This is a genomic window from Faecalibacter sp. (genome assembly GCF_057177045.1).
The window spans coordinates 1,495,092-1,510,121 of record NZ_CM169987.1; the positions used below are offsets into that span (position 1 = coordinate 1,495,092).

The 15,030-nt window shown below is 34.4% G+C and carries 20 protein-coding genes; 14 read left to right on the forward strand and 6 right to left on the reverse strand.

All coding sequences use genetic code 11. The features are described from left to right. Window positions 1-5: 5 nt before the first annotated feature. On the reverse strand, window positions 6-1,298 hold the full coding sequence (gene eno, locus AC1QSP_RS06865) for a phosphopyruvate hydratase (RefSeq protein ID WP_484080356.1): 1,293 nt from the start codon (window positions 1,296-1,298) through the stop codon (window positions 6-8). Window positions 1,299-1,567: 269 nt separating this feature from the next. Continuing rightward, window positions 1,568-2,011 carry a hypothetical protein gene (locus tag AC1QSP_RS06870; RefSeq protein ID WP_484080357.1) on the reverse strand — a complete coding sequence of 148 codons (444 nt, stop codon included), beginning with the start codon at window positions 2,009-2,011 and terminating at the stop codon, window positions 1,568-1,570. A gap of 125 nt (window positions 2,012-2,136) precedes the next feature. On the opposite strand from AC1QSP_RS06870, the gene greA reads away from it, so the two are divergent. From greA to AC1QSP_RS06890, 4 genes are read left to right on the forward strand one after another with little or no spacing between them, the layout of a single operon-like run. Beyond that, a complete protein-coding gene (gene greA / locus AC1QSP_RS06875; protein WP_484080358.1) occupies window positions 2,137-2,616 on the forward strand; it encodes a transcription elongation factor GreA in 480 nt (159 codons plus the stop codon). A gap of 18 nt (window positions 2,617-2,634) precedes the next feature. Beyond that, window positions 2,635-3,027 (forward strand): HIT family protein, encoded by a 393-nt coding sequence (locus tag AC1QSP_RS06880; RefSeq protein WP_484080359.1) that lies wholly within the window; start codon window positions 2,635-2,637, stop codon window positions 3,025-3,027. A gap of 8 nt (window positions 3,028-3,035) precedes the next feature. Beyond that, window positions 3,036-3,611, forward strand: coding sequence for a hypothetical protein (locus AC1QSP_RS06885; protein WP_322969040.1), 576 nt, complete (start codon window positions 3,036-3,038; stop codon window positions 3,609-3,611). 4 nt (window positions 3,612-3,615) lie between these two features. Next, window positions 3,616-3,999: a hypothetical protein gene (locus AC1QSP_RS06890; RefSeq protein ID WP_322969039.1), complete on the forward strand. Its 384-nt coding sequence runs from the start codon at window positions 3,616-3,618 to the stop codon at window positions 3,997-3,999. Here the strand turns inward: AC1QSP_RS06890 and AC1QSP_RS06895 are convergent. Together AC1QSP_RS06895 and mnmC2 are read right to left on the reverse strand one after the other, a co-directional pair. After that, a complete protein-coding gene (locus AC1QSP_RS06895; protein WP_484080360.1) occupies window positions 3,996-4,427 on the reverse strand; it encodes an NUDIX hydrolase in 432 nt (143 codons plus the stop codon). The genes AC1QSP_RS06890 and AC1QSP_RS06895 overlap by 4 nt on opposite strands. Next, a complete protein-coding gene (mnmC2, locus tag AC1QSP_RS06900; RefSeq protein WP_484080361.1) occupies window positions 4,420-5,133 on the reverse strand; it encodes a tRNA (5-methylaminomethyl-2-thiouridine)(34)-methyltransferase MnmC2 in 714 nt (237 codons plus the stop codon). The genes AC1QSP_RS06895 and mnmC2 overlap by 8 nt, the downstream gene beginning before the upstream one ends. An 82-nt stretch (window positions 5,134-5,215) precedes the next feature. Between mnmC2 and AC1QSP_RS06905 the strand changes: the two genes are divergently transcribed. From AC1QSP_RS06905 to AC1QSP_RS06920, 4 genes are all read left to right on the forward strand, one after another. Beyond that, entirely contained in the window at window positions 5,216-6,271 is a 1,056-nt protein-coding gene (locus AC1QSP_RS06905) for a branched-chain amino acid aminotransferase (protein ID WP_322969036.1), read from the forward strand. 99 nt (window positions 6,272-6,370) lie between these two features. Beyond that, on the forward strand, window positions 6,371-7,396 hold the full coding sequence (locus AC1QSP_RS06910; RefSeq protein WP_484080362.1) for a DUF4407 domain-containing protein: 1,026 nt from the start codon (window positions 6,371-6,373) through the stop codon (window positions 7,394-7,396). Window positions 7,397-7,447: 51 nt separating this feature from the next. Further along, window positions 7,448-8,392 carry an MBL fold metallo-hydrolase gene (locus AC1QSP_RS06915; RefSeq protein WP_484080363.1) on the forward strand — a complete coding sequence of 315 codons (945 nt, stop codon included), beginning with the start codon at window positions 7,448-7,450 and terminating at the stop codon, window positions 8,390-8,392. Window positions 8,393-8,434: 42 nt separating this feature from the next. Next, window positions 8,435-8,860, forward strand: a complete 426-nt coding sequence (locus AC1QSP_RS06920) for a hypothetical protein (RefSeq protein WP_484080364.1) — start codon at window positions 8,435-8,437, stop codon at window positions 8,858-8,860. Window positions 8,861-8,889: 29 nt separating this feature from the next. On the opposite strand, the gene folP is transcribed toward AC1QSP_RS06920, so the two are convergent. Next, a complete protein-coding gene (gene folP / locus AC1QSP_RS06925; RefSeq protein ID WP_484080365.1) occupies window positions 8,890-9,726 on the reverse strand; it encodes a dihydropteroate synthase in 837 nt (278 codons plus the stop codon). 58 nt (window positions 9,727-9,784) lie between these two features. On the opposite strand from folP, the gene AC1QSP_RS06930 reads away from it, so the two are divergent. The 6 genes from AC1QSP_RS06930 to AC1QSP_RS06955 all read left to right on the forward strand — a co-directional run bounded on the left by AC1QSP_RS06930 (window position 9,785) and on the right by AC1QSP_RS06955 (window position 14,545). Then, a complete protein-coding gene (locus AC1QSP_RS06930; protein ID WP_484080366.1) occupies window positions 9,785-10,327 on the forward strand; it encodes a DUF1599 domain-containing protein in 543 nt (180 codons plus the stop codon). Between the two features lie 3 nt (window positions 10,328-10,330). After that, on the forward strand, window positions 10,331-11,449 hold the full coding sequence (locus AC1QSP_RS06935; RefSeq protein WP_484080367.1) for a BT_3928 family protein: 1,119 nt from the start codon (window positions 10,331-10,333) through the stop codon (window positions 11,447-11,449). A 4-nt stretch (window positions 11,450-11,453) separates the two neighbouring features. After that, on the forward strand, window positions 11,454-12,536 hold the full coding sequence (locus AC1QSP_RS06940; RefSeq protein ID WP_484080368.1) for an ABC transporter permease: 1,083 nt from the start codon (window positions 11,454-11,456) through the stop codon (window positions 12,534-12,536). A gap of 23 nt (window positions 12,537-12,559) precedes the next feature. Continuing rightward, window positions 12,560-13,318 carry a triose-phosphate isomerase gene (tpiA, locus tag AC1QSP_RS06945; protein ID WP_484078108.1) on the forward strand — a complete coding sequence of 253 codons (759 nt, stop codon included), beginning with the start codon at window positions 12,560-12,562 and terminating at the stop codon, window positions 13,316-13,318. Window positions 13,319-13,407: 89 nt separating this feature from the next. Then, the gene (gene prmA, locus AC1QSP_RS06950) at window positions 13,408-14,244 is read left to right on the forward strand and encodes a 50S ribosomal protein L11 methyltransferase (protein ID WP_484078109.1); all 837 of its coding nucleotides are present in this window, start codon (window positions 13,408-13,410) and stop codon (window positions 14,242-14,244) included. 4 nt (window positions 14,245-14,248) lie between these two features. Next, on the forward strand, window positions 14,249-14,545 hold the full coding sequence (locus AC1QSP_RS06955) for an ATP-dependent Clp protease adaptor ClpS (protein ID WP_322969026.1): 297 nt from the start codon (window positions 14,249-14,251) through the stop codon (window positions 14,543-14,545). Here the strand turns inward: AC1QSP_RS06955 and AC1QSP_RS06960 are convergent. Further along, window positions 14,542-15,024, reverse strand: a complete 483-nt coding sequence (locus AC1QSP_RS06960; protein ID WP_484078110.1) for a hypothetical protein — start codon at window positions 15,022-15,024, stop codon at window positions 14,542-14,544. The genes AC1QSP_RS06955 and AC1QSP_RS06960 overlap by 4 nt on opposite strands. Window positions 15,025-15,030: the final 6 nt, after the last annotated feature.

Genomic DNA, 15,030 nt, shown 5'->3' on the forward strand with positions numbered 1-15,030 from the left:
TCACACTATCGTTTCACTTTGAATGCTTTCAAACCAGGATAGATTGCTGTTTCGCCTAAGATTTCTTCGATGCGTAATAACTGATTATATTTCGCCATACGATCAGATCTTGAAGCGGATCCTGTTTTGATTTGCCCTGTGTTTAAAGCTACGGCTAAGTCAGCAATTGTTGCATCCTCTGTTTCTCCCGAACGGTGAGACATTACAGCAGTATAACGAGAATTTTGTGCCATTTGTACGGCTTTAATCGTTTCTGTTAATGTACCAATTTGGTTGAATTTTACAAGGATTGAATTTGCTGTTTCTTCGTCGATTGCTCGTTCTAATTTTTTAACATTCGTAACCAATAAATCATCCCCCACTAATTGAACGCGGTCTCCGATTTTACCCGTTAAAATTTTCCATCCGTTCCAATCGTTTTCGTCCATACCGTCTTCGATTGAAATGATGGGGTATTTTTCTGATAATTCAGCTAAATAAGCGGCTTGCTCTTCTGAAGTACGAATTGCTCCCTTCTCCCCTTCAAATTTTGTGTAATCATACTTTCCATCCACATAAAACTCTGAAGAAGCACAATCCAAAGCAATCATAATTTCTTGACCTGGTTGATAACCTGCTTTTTCAATGGCTTGCATTACTGTATCTAATGCATCTTCCGTCCCATCAAATGTTGGCGCAAACCCACCTTCATCTCCAACGGCTGTAGATAATCCACGGTCGTGTAAGATTTTCTTTAATGCATGAAAAACTTCAGTTCCTTTGCGTAAAGCATCCGAGAACGATTCTGCAACAACAGGCATAATCATGAATTCTTGGAATGCTATTGGAGCATCTGAGTGAGAACCTCCATTTACAATATTCATCATCGGAACAGGTAACGTATTGGCGTTAACTCCACCGACATAACGGAATAATGGTAATCCTAATTCTTCAGCTGCTGCTTTTGCTACCGCTAAAGAAACTCCTAGGATGGCATTTGCTCCTAATTTTGCTTTATTTTCAGTTCCATCTAAATCAATCATTAATTGATCGATTAAATTTTGTTCGAAAACAGAATATCCAATTAATTCTGGAGCAATCACGTCATTAACGTTTTCAACTGCTTTTAATACTCCTTTTCCTAAATATAAATCACCTCCATCGCGTAATTCGACAGCTTCATATTCACCAGTAGATGCTCCTGAAGGTACAGCCGCTCTACCTAAGATTCCATTTTCAGTGACTACATCAACTTCTACTGTTGGGTTACCACGTGAATCTAAAATTTGTCTTGCGAAAATGTGAGAGATAATGCTCATAGTTAATTATGTTTTGTTTGAAATTTTTTAATCTTTCAAAAATAACGTTTTCGAACCTTTTGTCCAACGAATTTAGAATGTTTTAAAAATTTCAGAGCCAAAAGTTAATCAATATTTTCTATTCATGCATAATAAATTTAATCTCTTAAATATTTTGCAATTATTCGATTTCTTATGAACTACTTGTTAAATTTTAAACCCCTAAAAACTTTAACTTGTTATCAATGTACGAATTACCCAATTAACCTCCAAGTTTTACACGAAAAATATTAGTTGGTTATGATTAGTTGATTTCCATTTGATATGGCTTGATAAGTTCTCGGTGCGCGATTTGCTACCTTTGTTGGTTGCCCAGTCGTTAAGATCCATTCCGATCCATCTTCATCACATACCATTTTAATATCGTCTTTGACATAAATTGTCGAATTTTGGGTTGGGCAGATATGAGGTGCGTTACGGTCATAGGCTTTAAATCCTACCCCCGTATTCACGACAATTAATCCACGTGATCCCGAATTAATTCCATCAATATAGGCCCACCCCCCTGGATTATTTAAATTCACATATAAGGGTAAATTCAAATTAATGGTACGACTCACCGTTGTAAACGGCACACAGCTTACTGTTCCATCATCTGTCTTACATGCATTCAACAACAAAAAAGGGAACAACAAAACCAAAACGTTATTTAGAATCGTTTTAATAAACTTCATGATTTTCTATTTCGATTAAAATAATTATTATATTTGCTAAGAATAGTCCTGCACATATTAAGTTATGCGTAGGATTATTTATTTTTTAGAATATAACGTAAAACTATATAATTAATACATTTATTATGGCAAATATACAATATGTAACAAAAGAAGGATTGGAGAAACTTCGTGCAGAATTACACGAATTAGAAACATTTGAACGTCCAAAAATTTCACAGCAAATTGCTGAAGCGCGTGATAAAGGAGATTTATCTGAGAATGCAGAATACGATGCAGCAAAAGAAGCTCAAGGTTTATTAGAAACTCGTATTGCTCGTTTAAAAGAAAGCATTGGTAATTCTCGTATTATTGATGAAACTAAATTAGACGCCTCTAAAATCTCTATCTTGTCTAAAGTTAAAATCAAAAACTTAGCGAATAATCAAGAAATGGTTTACACGCTAGTTCCTGAAACAGAAGCTGATTTAGCAAAAGCTCGTATTTCAGTGAATACACCAATTGCTAAGGGATTATTAGGTAAATCTGTAAACGAAATTGCAGAAATCACATTACCTAACGGAATGACTTTAAATTTTGAGATTTTAGAAATATCTTTGAGCTAAAATTTAAAATCAATTGCTATGGCAAGCGTATTTACAAAAATCATTCACGGAGAAATTCCATCGTATAAAGTTGCAGAAAACGATCAATTCATTGCTATTTTAGACGCCTTTCCTTTAGTTAAAGGCCATGTATTAGTTATTCCAAAGCAAGAAGTTGATAAAATCTTTGATCTCGACAAACAAACCTATTCCGGTTTAATGGATTTCGCGTATGATGTCGCGCAAGCTATAGAACAAGCAATACCCTGTCTACGCGTAGGTGTAGCAGTAGTTGGATTAGAGGTACCACATGTTCATGTACATTTGGTACCGCTAAATTCAATGGAAGATATTAACTTTGCAAATCCAAAATTAAAATTGGATTCCGAAGAGATGTCGGATATTGCAACACAAATCAAATCCTATTTATAATTTATAAAATGAATAAATACATCAAATTAGTAATCGCCGCTGTATTAGTCGTTTTAGCAATTTTCTTGTTTGCTGAGCGTGAATACGGTTGGGGATTTTTTGCGTTATTAATAGCTGTTTTTCCAGTCATCTTCTATTTCAGAAACGAAAATATTTTAATCGCTTTCTGGTTCTTACGTAAAGAAGAAATGGATAAAACAAAAAAATGGTTAAATCGAATCACAAATCCTGAAACACAATTAATTCCTAAACAAATGGGATATTTCAATTATATGAAAGGAATTATTGCTGCTCAAGACAATGATTTATCGGGATCTGAAAAATATATGAAAGATGCCTTAAATTATGGTTTATCATTTGATCACGACCGTGCGATGGCCAATTTATCATTAGCAGGTGCTGCTATGGCTAAAGGAAAAAAACGTGACGCAGAAAATTACATTAAAGAAGCGAAGAAAAATGATTCGAAAGGAATGTTCGGAGATCAAATTAAAATGATGAACGAACAAATGAAACGTTTTTCAAATGTAAACGTGAATCAATTACAAAACCCTAACATGCGCCATAGAGGTCGCAAATTCTAATTCAATGGATGTAAAAGAAATCAATTTTCAACAAGCATCAAACCATGACAAATGGTTAAAAATTGAAGAATTCTTTAAAACTAATTTTACCGATGGCGAAACGCCCGATTTGGATACCATCTTATTTTTGATTGGTGTACAAGAATTAGGAAAAGGAAAGATCAGATTTAAAAAAGATGATAAATTAAATCTACTCCACATTGCTGTTTGTCGCGTTTTAGAACCCTTTGGATTCTATCGTTTCGATGGTTTAGATCCGGAAGGATGGCCTCATTTCGAGTTATTAGAAGAGTTACCTCCTCTAAAAACAAACGAGCAAACATTGTTAATGAAACATGCGATCATTCAATATTTTGAAGACCAAAAAATAATCAACTTCGAATCTTAAGATTCGAAGTTTTTCTTTTGATATAAGTCAATAACAATTTTATCCGTTGCTAATGTCATGCGATCAGGATTTAAATCCTTTTTATCCCACCACATCACTTCCTGAATATCTTCATCCATGACTTTTAAATTTTCCAATGCTTCGTCAGTGGTTTGAACACAATAATAAATCATAAGAATTTGCTCGGTTGGATCAAAAACGTTTTGAATAAAAAAATCTTGCGTATAGAAATGTTCGCCAATTTCTACCTCTAAATTTAATTCTTCTTTAAACTCACGAATTAAACATTCCCTTGTCCCTTCTCCAAATTCCAGCCCTCCCCCTGGAAATTTATAAATCAATTGATTCTGGAAAGGTTCATGAATAATCATGATTTTTCCTTGATGCTCTAGGAGCGCATAAACTCTTACATTAAATGGTTTACTCATGGTCAAAATTTTTAAAACCAACCATCATTTCACGCTTTCCTGGAGGTCCCGGAAATTTCTTTACTGTAAAATGATTGGCTTTTAGTCCTCTTTTAAATGATCCTTTCGCTGCATACGTTGTAATAATACTCGATGAATTCGTTAGATCGGTTACAATGTTTAGTAAATTTTCTTCCCAAAGCTCGGGTTGAACTTGAGATCCAAATGCATCAAAATAAACTAAATCAAATTGATCTCCATCATGGGCATTTAAATCAAAAAAATCTTTTTCAATTTTTTTTAGGGTAAAATTCGGAGTGATTTCTATTATTTCCTCCCAATTGGATGCGAACATTTTTTGATAATATCCCCAAAATTCTTCTCGACGCGTCTCCAATTCTGGATAAAACTTAAACACATCTTCAAAATAATTAACTGCCTCAAATTCTTCGGCAGCAATAGGGTATTTTTCAACACCAAAATAGGTAATATTAAGTTGATTTCTCTCGGATTCCAATAAAGTAATAAATGAATTTAATCCTGTACCGAGTCCAATTTCAAGAATTTTTATTTGTTTTTTGTGATGTTTATAGAAATTTAATCCATTATTTATAAAAACATGGAAAGCCTCTTGTACAGCGCCATGGATCGAATGATACGTCTCGTTCCAATCTTCAATATGAATGGTTTTTGAACCATCTTCCGTTTCTACGATTTTGCGTTTCATCAGATTAAGTTAAGAATTTTATTGGGTAAAAGTGCAAATTAACTGTATATTTGGTATCGCAACAAACAAAATATACACTTCAATGATTATAGAAAAAATTGCTGAGTCAAGATTTAACGATTCAGTATTTGAATCTAAAGTTTTTGGAAAAAACTTTACAGACCACATGTTAGTGGCTAGATATAAAGATGGTAAATGGGATGAACCTACAATCATGCCTTACGGACCTTTAGAATTTACGCCAGCTGCAATGGCTTTCCACTACGGACAAGCCATCTTCGAAGGTATGAAAGCATACAAAAATGAGAATGATGAAGTATTTATCTTCCGTCCTGATCGTAACTTTGAGCGTTTTAATTTATCCGCAAAACGTTTAAGTATGCCTGAAGTTCCTGCCGAAATTTTTATGGATGGAATTAAAACTATTGTTGATTTAGATCGTCAATGGGTTCCTAAAAACTACGGAACGTCTTTATACTTAAGACCGACCATGTTTGCTACAGAAGAAGCTGTATCTGCAAGATCATCTCAAGAATTTATGTTTGTGATTTTAATGGCTTATGCACCTTCTTACTACGAAAAACCATTATCAGTTAAAATTGCAGATTACTATAGCCGTTCAGCACAAGGTGGTGTTGGATATGCTAAATGTGCAGGAAACTATGCAGCCTCTTTCTTCCCTACAGAAGAAGCACAAAAAGAAGGATACGACCAAGTGATTTGGACAGACTCTATCGAACACAAATACATCGAAGAAGCGGGAACAATGAACGTTTGGGTACGTATCGGAGACAAATTATTAACAGCTCCTACATCTGAACGTATTTTAAATGGAGTGACACGTGATTCTTTATTAAATTTAGCGAAAGATATGGGATTAGACGTTGAAGTTCGTCCAATTGAAGTTGCTGAAATGTATGAAGCGTACAAAAACGGACAGTTAAAAGAAGTTTTTGGATGTGGTACAGCCGTAGTCGTTAATTCATACGATGCGATTGGATTTGGTGAAGAACGTGCCGAAATTGGAATCTTACCAGAAGAGGAATCATTTGCATTTCGCTTAAAAACAGCTTTACGTAACATTCAGTATGGTTTAGTTGAAGATCCTTATGGATGGAGAGTAAAAATTGGTGAATAATTAATTCTCCAATTTATATATAAAGCTGACACATGATGTGTCAGCTTTTTTTTGGCATAATTTTTATTATTATGTATTACAAAGTACTATTTTTATAAAATGAATTTTATTCAAAAATTTTTAGTGATTTGTTCGGGCAGTAGTTTCGAACTTCTAAAGAAAACTCCAACAGATGTCAATAAACATGTGGGAATTGGTGGAGTTATTCTATTTACTGGGATTTTAGCATCTTTATCTTCAGGATATGCACTCTACACCATTTTTGATCATTATTATGCGGCGATTGGTTTTGGTTTACTATGGGGATTAATGATTTTTAATCTGGACCGATACATTGTTACTTCCATGAAAAAACAAGGTGCTTGGTTTCGACAATTTTTTATAGCCTTACCCCGTATTATCGTCGCGGTATTATTAGGTATTGTCATTTCAAAACCCTTGGAATTAAAAATCTTTGAAAAAGAAATCAACAAGCAATTAAATGTGATTGTCAATCGTAACAAAGCTGAACTTCAACAATCCATTGATGCGAGATATTCCGAATTAGCAAAACCTATAGATGACGAACGTAAAAAGATTTATGCACAAATTGATACGTTAAGAAAAGAATACAATTTAGCTTCTGCTGAATTAGAAAAAGAAGTTGTTGGAACCCCAACTGAAACGACTACTGGTCGTGAAGGATATGGTCCTAATGCTAAACGAAAAGCTGAATTAAAGCAACAGAAACTGGAAGAGATGCAAGCCTTTTCTGAACAAATGAAACCACGATTGGATGAATTAAATAAGGAAATTGACGGATTAATTGATCAGAAAGAAAATGAATTAGCGGCTGCAAAACCAACGGAAGAAAATTACAATAGATTTGCCGCTCGAATGCAAGCATTAAATGAACTAGGTGCTCATCATCCGATATTAGGAACAGCAGCCATTTTTATCGCTTTGGTATTTATTTCCTTAGAAACAGCTCCTGTATTGGTCAAACTTATTGCTCCCAAAGGACCTTATGATTACTTGTTGGAAAAACACGAATACAGTTTCAAATTATTTTCCAAAGAAAGCATTCAAATTATGGACATCAAATCCGATCGAAGAATTCAGAAAGAAATGAATCATTCCCATTAAAATATAAACGTTCAATTTGTTATCTTTAAGAAACATCTTGAACGTTTTTTTATGAATCGTAGAAATCTTATCAAATCGATATTCGCTTCGGGTTTGGCTTTTCCGCTATTAGGAGCTTCAAACGCTTTCAATGCTCCTTCCATAAAAGCGATAACACCCAACGCATTACGTTTAAAATTGGGTAACTTAGAACTCTTTGTGTTTTCTGATGGCAGTAATGTACTAAAAGAACCTTTTCCACTCATTGCTCCACAACAAACTGAAACTGAATTTAACCACGCACGAAAAGAAACATTTCTGGACCAACAACCGATCGCCTTTTCACTCAATCTTCTTTTGATTAAAAAGGGTCATCAATACATTTTGTTTGATACAGGAAATGGACTTGGAAAAAATGAAAATATAGGGCGCCTTATTGAACAAATGCAAGCTTCGAATATCGAACCACATCGCGTTACCGATATTATTTTAACGCATGCACACGGGGATCATATCAACGGTATTTTGTTGCCTGATGGAAGTTTTGCATTCAAAAATGCCAAGTATTACGTGAGTAAAAAAGAATTTGATTTTTGGATGAATAGTGATCACGCTTCAACGAAAACTATTCTGAATAAAATACAAACTCACTTAACTTATCTAAAACAAGGTGATGTTTTGTTTGAAAATATTAAAGTAATTGAAACACCGGGACATACTCCTGGACATTTAGCGTTTGAAATTACGCAATCTGATAAAACATTAACACATATTGCTGATCTTGTACACTCACCGATATTAGTCCGTTACCCAGAATATGGAATTAAATACGATCACGATTTTGACTTGGCCGTTAAAACGCGATTAACAGTTTTAGAAGAAGCTTATCAACAGCGTCAATTGCTTTTTGCGATGCATTTGCCTTGGCCAGGTTTGGGTTACATCGATAAGAATAATCATCGTTACCAATGGGTTCCATTGACGATCCCATCAAATTTGGCTCAAATCGAATTATAGCTGAAATGGTTTTTGTAATTTTGTACGGAAGAAAAGAAGATTATGTACAAAATAGAAATATACGGAGAAAATAAAGCAGAACTTTCGATTGATTTAGAACAAGTGGTTCAACCCATTCAAAACATCGAAGGTTACTTTTGGAAAATTCTTTGGATTGATGGTGAAAGTGAAACAGATGAATATTCTGTTTTCGAATTACAAGAAGTGATTGATCAACAGGATGGAATTATTGTTGATTTTGAAGCCTTAGTCAATTTAAGCCATAAAATGGAAACAGTCACTGAAGCATTAGTGATTGGTGATCGCAATGAAAAAAATCTTTACGTGAACATCGAAGACGAAAACTTATATGAAAACGAAGTAGTCTTAGAATTAGTCAAAGATTCGCATTGGCAAATTATCGCGAAAGAAGAAATTATTATTGATACATTTAAAGTCGAATTTCCGAACAGTGAAATTATCGATTAAAAATAATGGCTCCCATAAGGGAGCCTTTTTTATTGTTCAAGCTTTCCTTGTAATGCGTGATAAATTTTTAAAGTTTCCGCTGCTTCTTTTACATCATGAACACGTAAAATTTTGGCTCCTTTTTGCAAAGCAACCATATTCAATGCCGTTGTTCCATTTAAAGCTTCCTGAGGTGTTGTTCCGAAAAATTTATAGATCATCGATTTTCTGGAAATTCCAACCAACAATGGATATTGTCCAAATCCTAACACTTCCATCTTCGAAAACAATTCATAATTATGTGCTAAAGTTTTGGCAAACCCAAATCCTGGATCCAAAATAATATCATTGACTTTTAATGCACGTAAACGAGCAATTTTTTCAGAAAAATACTGATTTACTTCTAACGCTATATCTTCATAGGATGGATTATCCTGCATTGTCTGCGGTGTCCCTTTCATATGCATCAAAATATAAGGCACCCTTAATTCGGCTATGGCAGGTAACATTTCATCATCCAGTTCAAATCCTGAAACATCATTTATAATGGATGCTCCAGCTTTTACAGCGGCACGTGCCACATTCCCACGAAAAGTATCAATCGATAGGATCAGCTGAGGATATTTTTCCATTAATTTTTCAATCACAGGTATGGTACGTTGCAATTCTTCTTCCTCTGAAACTTCTTCTGCTCCTGGCTTCGTCGAATAGCCCCCTACATCAATTATTTCTGCACCGTACTTGATGTATTCTTCTACTTTAGAAAGAATTGAATCCATATCCACATGGCTACCCCCATCATAAAATGAATTGGGAGTCGTATTTAAAATAGCCATTATTTTAGGTTCACTTAAATCGATTAATCGACCATTACAATTAATTGTCATATCTTAGAAGTTGTATACATGAGCGAATTCTAATATTTTTGAATTCAATAACGAAATTATGAAAAATACGTCAAAACAATTTAACGATATCATTGCCCAATGTAGGGATTTATATACGAAAAAACTACAAGATTATGGTCCAGCATGGCGCGTATTACGATTGCCTTCGTTAACGGATCAAATTTTTATCAAAGCCAGTCGTATTCGTACGTTACAAGAATCGACAGAACGTATGGTAGATGAAGGCGAAGAAAGTGAATTCATCGGAATCATCAACTATGCCATTATGGCCTTGGTCCAATTGGAGTTAGGTTTTGCGGATCAACCAGATTTAACAACTGATCAAGCGGTAGCTTATTACGATAAATACGCTACCATGGCTCATGACCTGATGATGAAAAAAAATCATGATTATGGAGAAGCATGGCGTGATATGCGTGTTAGTTCGATTACGGATTTAATTTATCAAAAAGTTTTACGCACTAAGAGTATCGAAGATAACAAAGGTAAAACGATTGTATCGGAAGGTTTAGATGCCAATTATTTAGATATGATTAATTATTCTATTTTCGCCTTAATTTTAATAAATGAACAAAAATAATATATGAGGTTCTTGGTTCAATTATCACGAATAATCGTAGGAGTATTATTCATCATTTCTGGATTTGTAAAAGCAGTAGATCCCATTGGATTAAGTTTCAAATTGGAAGAATATTTTTCACCTGGGGTTTTAAATATTCCATTTTTAATGGATGTCAGTTTACCATTAGCTACATTCTTTTCCATTTTTGAAATTGTTCTGGGCGTTTTATTGTTATTGGGATTATTCCGAAAATTTACAACTTACGCATTATTGGTAACGATCTTATTTTTTACCTTTCTTACCTTCTACTCGGCTTATTTTAATAAAGTAACAGATTGTGGATGTTTTGGAGATGCTTTAAAATTAGAACCTTGGACATCATTTTATAAAGATGTCGTATTAACTGTTTTAATCGTTATTTTGGTAATCGGCAATCGATATATTCAACCCTTATTTATCCAACCGCTTAATATAGCTCTTGTCACGATTGCTACCATCGCTTCGATTATCATTTCGTATATCGGGATTAATCATTTGCCAATGATTGATTTTAGAGCATATGCTGTCGGTAAAGATTTAGTCCATGGAATGAAATCTGCGGAAGAACTCGGATTCCAACCTACAACATATAAAACGTTATTTACATTAAAGAATAAATTAGACGGGGCTACGATTGTGGTGGATGACAAAAAATACATCAGTCAAAAATTATATCAAGACGTTTCTGTTTGGGAAATGGATGTCGATAAAACCAAAAATGTCATCGATCAAAAAGGATACGAAGCGCCCATCCATGATTTTTATTTTGATTGCAATGGGGAAGATAAAACATCTTATTATTTATCGCATCCCAAAGTCATTTTAATTGTCGTTCCATTTGCTGAAAGAATTACTGCTGCACAATCCACTCGAATCAATTCCATTACAAACGAAGGAAGAGCCAAAGGATTTGAAGTAGTTGTCGTTTCAAACAATCCATTAAAAGAGGTAACATCACCCATTTGTTTTATGGATCAAACCACGATGAAAACCATTATACGTTCGAATCCAGGCGTGGTTTTAATTTCCAATGGAGTGGTGAAAGCCAAATACCACGATAATGATTTCCCTACTGTTGAACAATTAGCGCAAAAATTATAATTCGATGATCCATTACATCATCAATAAAATATTCTACGGTTTCTTAACCCTTTTTGGCGTGGTAACCGTAGTTTTCCTTTTATTTACTGTACTTCCTGGAGATCCGGCGCGAATGATGTTGGATCAAAAAGAAGATCCTGAACAATTGGCACAGATACGTAAAAATCTAGGCCTTGATCAACCGGTTTGGAAACAATATTTGTATTATCTTAATGATTTGTCTCCCATTTCCTTCCACGATGACCAAACAAAAGAATCGACGTATACTTCTTTAAGTTCTGGAAAATATGAATATCATGAAATTGCGTCTTTCGGACAAAATGCGATGGTCATCAAAAAACCTTTTTTACGTACTTCTTTTCAAAAACAAGGTAAATCTGTTGCTACAATCATCGCTGAAACGCTACCCAATACCATTGTATTAGCAGTTGCAGCCATTGTTTTGGCGACCATCATAGGAATTGCATTAGGAATAATATCGGCTTTAGTGAAGGACAGTTGGATCGATCGTTCCCTTTTAGTCATTACCAGTTTTGGGATGAGTATTCCTTCCTTCTTTTCAGCCATTATTATTGCTTATATTTTTGCTTTTCTATTGCACGAAGTCACCCATTTAAATATGATTGGGAGTTTATATGAAGTGGATGATTTAGGAGAAGGAAAACATTTGACCTTAAAAAATTTAATTCTTCCAGCCCTAACCTTAGGATCTAGACCGTTAGCTGTATTTACACAATTAACACGAAACTCGTTGTTAGAAGTATTAAGCCAAGATTACATTCGCACGGCTTATGCGAAAGGATTATCGAAGAAAACCGTAATTCTAAAACATGCTTTACGCAATGCTTTAAATCCTGTAATCACAGCAATTTCGGGATGGTTTGCATCCATGTTAGCTGGGGCTGTATTTGTAGAATTTATCTTTGGATGGAATGGCTTAGGCAAAGAAATTGTGAATGCACTAAACACCTTAGACTTACCGATTGTCATGGGATCCGTTTTGGTTATTGCGGTCATGTTTATTGTTATTAATATCATTATTGATATCTTATACGGTGTATTAGATCCACGTGTACGAATCAAATAAAAAACATACGAAATTATAAAACTATGAGAAATAAAATTGTTGCTGGAAATTGGAAAATGAATTTGTCGTTTGAACAAGCTTTACAATTGGCCAATGATTTAAACGAATATGTAGCTCACCATCCTAGTACTGCACAAGTGGTGATTGCTCCAACTTCTATCTATTTACAAGCGATCCAAGAGACAGTAGATAACGATTATATCACGGTTGCAGCTCAAGATGTAGCCGCGGCTGAAAAAGGGGCTTATACGGGAGATGTATCGGCTGAACAATTGGATAGTATTGGAATTAATTGTGTGATTGTGGGTCACTCTGAAAGAAGAGCATATCAACACGAATCGGATGCTATTATTGCTCAAAAGTTAGAACAATTATTCGCGAAAGAAATTACGCCTATTTTCTGTATAGGAGAAAAATTAGAAGAACGTGAAGCGGATAAACATTTTGAAGTGGTAAAATCACAAGTATTAAATGCTTTACAGCCTCAAAAAGTGGAAAATTTAACTAAAGTGGTGATTGCTTACGAACCAGTTTGGGCTATTGGAACAGGAAAAACAGCTTCTCCTGAACAAGCACAAGAAATTCATGCTTACATTCGTTCTGTTTTAAAAGATGCATTCGGTGAAGATCTGGCTAATGGGACTTCGATTTTATATGGAGGTAGTGTAAATGCAGCAAATGCTGAAGAATTATTCGCTCAACCGGATATCGATGGAGGTTTAGTTGGGGGAGCATCTTTAAAAGTTGAAGACTTCACAAAAATCATTGCAGCAATCAAATAACGATAATTTATCAAGAATATAAGCTTGTTTCAAAATCCAAGTTGTAAATTTGCACTTGGCTTAGAAACAAGCTTTTTTAATTGAAGAATATGACAAATTACATCGAATATAAATTTCAGGTTGCTCAACCTGAGCCATGGAATGAAATCATTATCGCTACTATTTCTGAATTACCTTTTGAAAGTTTTTTAGAAAATGAGACAGGATTTGATGCTTACATTCCAGCTACTCAAGAGAACGAAGAAGAGATCAAAGCGGCTTTAACTGCATTAGACGATTTAGAAGGAGCAGAATATTCGTATGTTCGTACAGAGATAGAGCAGCAAAACTGGAATGCCACTTGGGAGGAAAATTTTACACCTATCCTTGTAAACGATCAGTGTTTAATTCGTGCTGAATTTCATGAAACAATTGAAAATATTCCTTACGAAATTGTCATTCAACCAAAAATGTCATTTGGAACGGGGCATCACTCGACAACGCATTTAATGGTTGAATATATTTTAGAAACGGATTTTGATGGAAAAGACATTCTTGATATGGGGTGTGGAACTTCAATTTTAGCCATCTTAGCCATGAAAAAGAATGCCAATTATGCTGAATGCATCGACATTGATGAATGGGCAGTCGAGAATTCAATCGAAAATGGAAAGCGTAATGGAGTAAGCCTAGATGCAAAGATGGGTGATCATTCGTTATTGGGTTCTAAACATTTTGATGTGATTTTAGCCAACATTAATAAAAATATTTTAATGGCTCAAATTCCTTCATACATCAACGTTTTAAATGAAGGTGGAGATTTATTCTTAAGTGGATTAATGGAACAAGATTTCGATGATATTCACGCATTTTGTGTCGATAAAAATCTAACGTTTGTTTCGAAAAAACAACGAAACGAATGGATTGCATTACATTTCAAAAAATAAGATTATGATTAAATTTTCAACGAAACCACAATGGGAAACTGAATATGATTCGGATGTTGAAGTTTTAGAACAAGAATCTAAGAAATATCAAATCATCGTCTATAATGATGATATTAATACGTTTGATTGGGTAATTGAATCATTAATTGATGTGTGTGATCATACGCCTGAACAAGCAGAGCAATGTACAATTTTAATTCATTACAAAGGAAAATGTGAGGTACTAACAGGGTCATATGAAGATCTAAAACCTCGTTGTACAGAGTTATTGAATCGTAATATTAATGCAGAAATTGTTTAACGCGTGCTAGACAATTGCTTTTCTGCATAAAAATGATCCAAATCGTCTAATGAAATTTCGTTAGACGATTTTTTTATGTCTTCATCTACGAAATACGATTTGTATAATGATTCATACACTGCTTCTTCAACTTCAGGGTCTACTTCAGCTTCATAACTCTTCGAATCCATAACGAATGGAGAAGATTCAGGCGTAGATTCCGTATCATTTGAATAAAGTATTACAAATACCAATAAACAAGCTGCTACCGAAGCTGCAGCCCACCACAAGCTTATCCATTTTGATTTTTTGTGAGGGAGAGCAGTAGAAATTAATTTTGTTTCTAACCTTGAAAAATAATTTTCAGGCACATCGAAAGAAGCCCCATCTTCAAACCGTTTCGTTTCATTTAGAATGGATTTTTCTAATTGATCAAAGTAGTTTTCAGGGGTGGTAAAATTTTTGTGATGTTTAAATTTTAAATCTTTCATTGTATACATTAGACA

What these genes read in the sequence shown, in the direction of transcription:
- tpiA (WP_484078108.1), top strand. Translation starts at nt 12,560, where the DNA reads ATGAGAAATAAAATTGTTGCTGGAAATTGGAAAATGAATTTGTCGTTT.
- AC1QSP_RS06960 (WP_484078110.1), bottom strand. Translation starts at nt 15,024, where the DNA reads ATGTATACAATGAAAGATTTAAAATTTAAACATCACAAAAATTTTACC.
- folP (WP_484080365.1), bottom strand. Translation starts at nt 9,726, where the DNA reads ATGACAATTAATTGTAATGGTCGATTAATCGATTTAAGTGAACCTAAA.
- AC1QSP_RS06940 (WP_484080368.1), top strand. Translation starts at nt 11,454, where the DNA reads ATGATCCATTACATCATCAATAAAATATTCTACGGTTTCTTAACCCTT.
- mnmC2 (WP_484080361.1), bottom strand. Translation starts at nt 5,133, where the DNA reads ATGAAACGCAAAATCGTAGAAACGGAAGATGGTTCAAAAACCATTCAT.
- eno (WP_484080356.1), bottom strand. Translation starts at nt 1,298, where the DNA reads ATGAGCATTATCTCTCACATTTTCGCAAGACAAATTTTAGATTCACGT.
- greA (WP_484080358.1), top strand. Translation starts at nt 2,137, where the DNA reads ATGGCAAATATACAATATGTAACAAAAGAAGGATTGGAGAAACTTCGT.
- AC1QSP_RS06880 (WP_484080359.1), top strand. Translation starts at nt 2,635, where the DNA reads ATGGCAAGCGTATTTACAAAAATCATTCACGGAGAAATTCCATCGTAT.
- AC1QSP_RS06915 (WP_484080363.1), top strand. Translation starts at nt 7,448, where the DNA reads ATGAATCGTAGAAATCTTATCAAATCGATATTCGCTTCGGGTTTGGCT.
- AC1QSP_RS06955 (WP_322969026.1), top strand. Translation starts at nt 14,249, where the DNA reads ATGATTAAATTTTCAACGAAACCACAATGGGAAACTGAATATGATTCG.
- AC1QSP_RS06890 (WP_322969039.1), top strand. Translation starts at nt 3,616, where the DNA reads ATGGATGTAAAAGAAATCAATTTTCAACAAGCATCAAACCATGACAAA.
- AC1QSP_RS06935 (WP_484080367.1), top strand. Translation starts at nt 10,331, where the DNA reads ATGAGGTTCTTGGTTCAATTATCACGAATAATCGTAGGAGTATTATTC.
- AC1QSP_RS06895 (WP_484080360.1), bottom strand. Translation starts at nt 4,427, where the DNA reads ATGAGTAAACCATTTAATGTAAGAGTTTATGCGCTCCTAGAGCATCAA.
- AC1QSP_RS06920 (WP_484080364.1), top strand. Translation starts at nt 8,435, where the DNA reads ATGTACAAAATAGAAATATACGGAGAAAATAAAGCAGAACTTTCGATT.
- AC1QSP_RS06905 (WP_322969036.1), top strand. Translation starts at nt 5,216, where the DNA reads ATGATTATAGAAAAAATTGCTGAGTCAAGATTTAACGATTCAGTATTT.
- AC1QSP_RS06910 (WP_484080362.1), top strand. Translation starts at nt 6,371, where the DNA reads ATGAATTTTATTCAAAAATTTTTAGTGATTTGTTCGGGCAGTAGTTTC.
- AC1QSP_RS06885 (WP_322969040.1), top strand. Translation starts at nt 3,036, where the DNA reads ATGAATAAATACATCAAATTAGTAATCGCCGCTGTATTAGTCGTTTTA.
- AC1QSP_RS06930 (WP_484080366.1), top strand. Translation starts at nt 9,785, where the DNA reads ATGAAAAATACGTCAAAACAATTTAACGATATCATTGCCCAATGTAGG.
- AC1QSP_RS06870 (WP_484080357.1), bottom strand. Translation starts at nt 2,011, where the DNA reads ATGAAGTTTATTAAAACGATTCTAAATAACGTTTTGGTTTTGTTGTTC.
- prmA (WP_484078109.1), top strand. Translation starts at nt 13,408, where the DNA reads ATGACAAATTACATCGAATATAAATTTCAGGTTGCTCAACCTGAGCCA.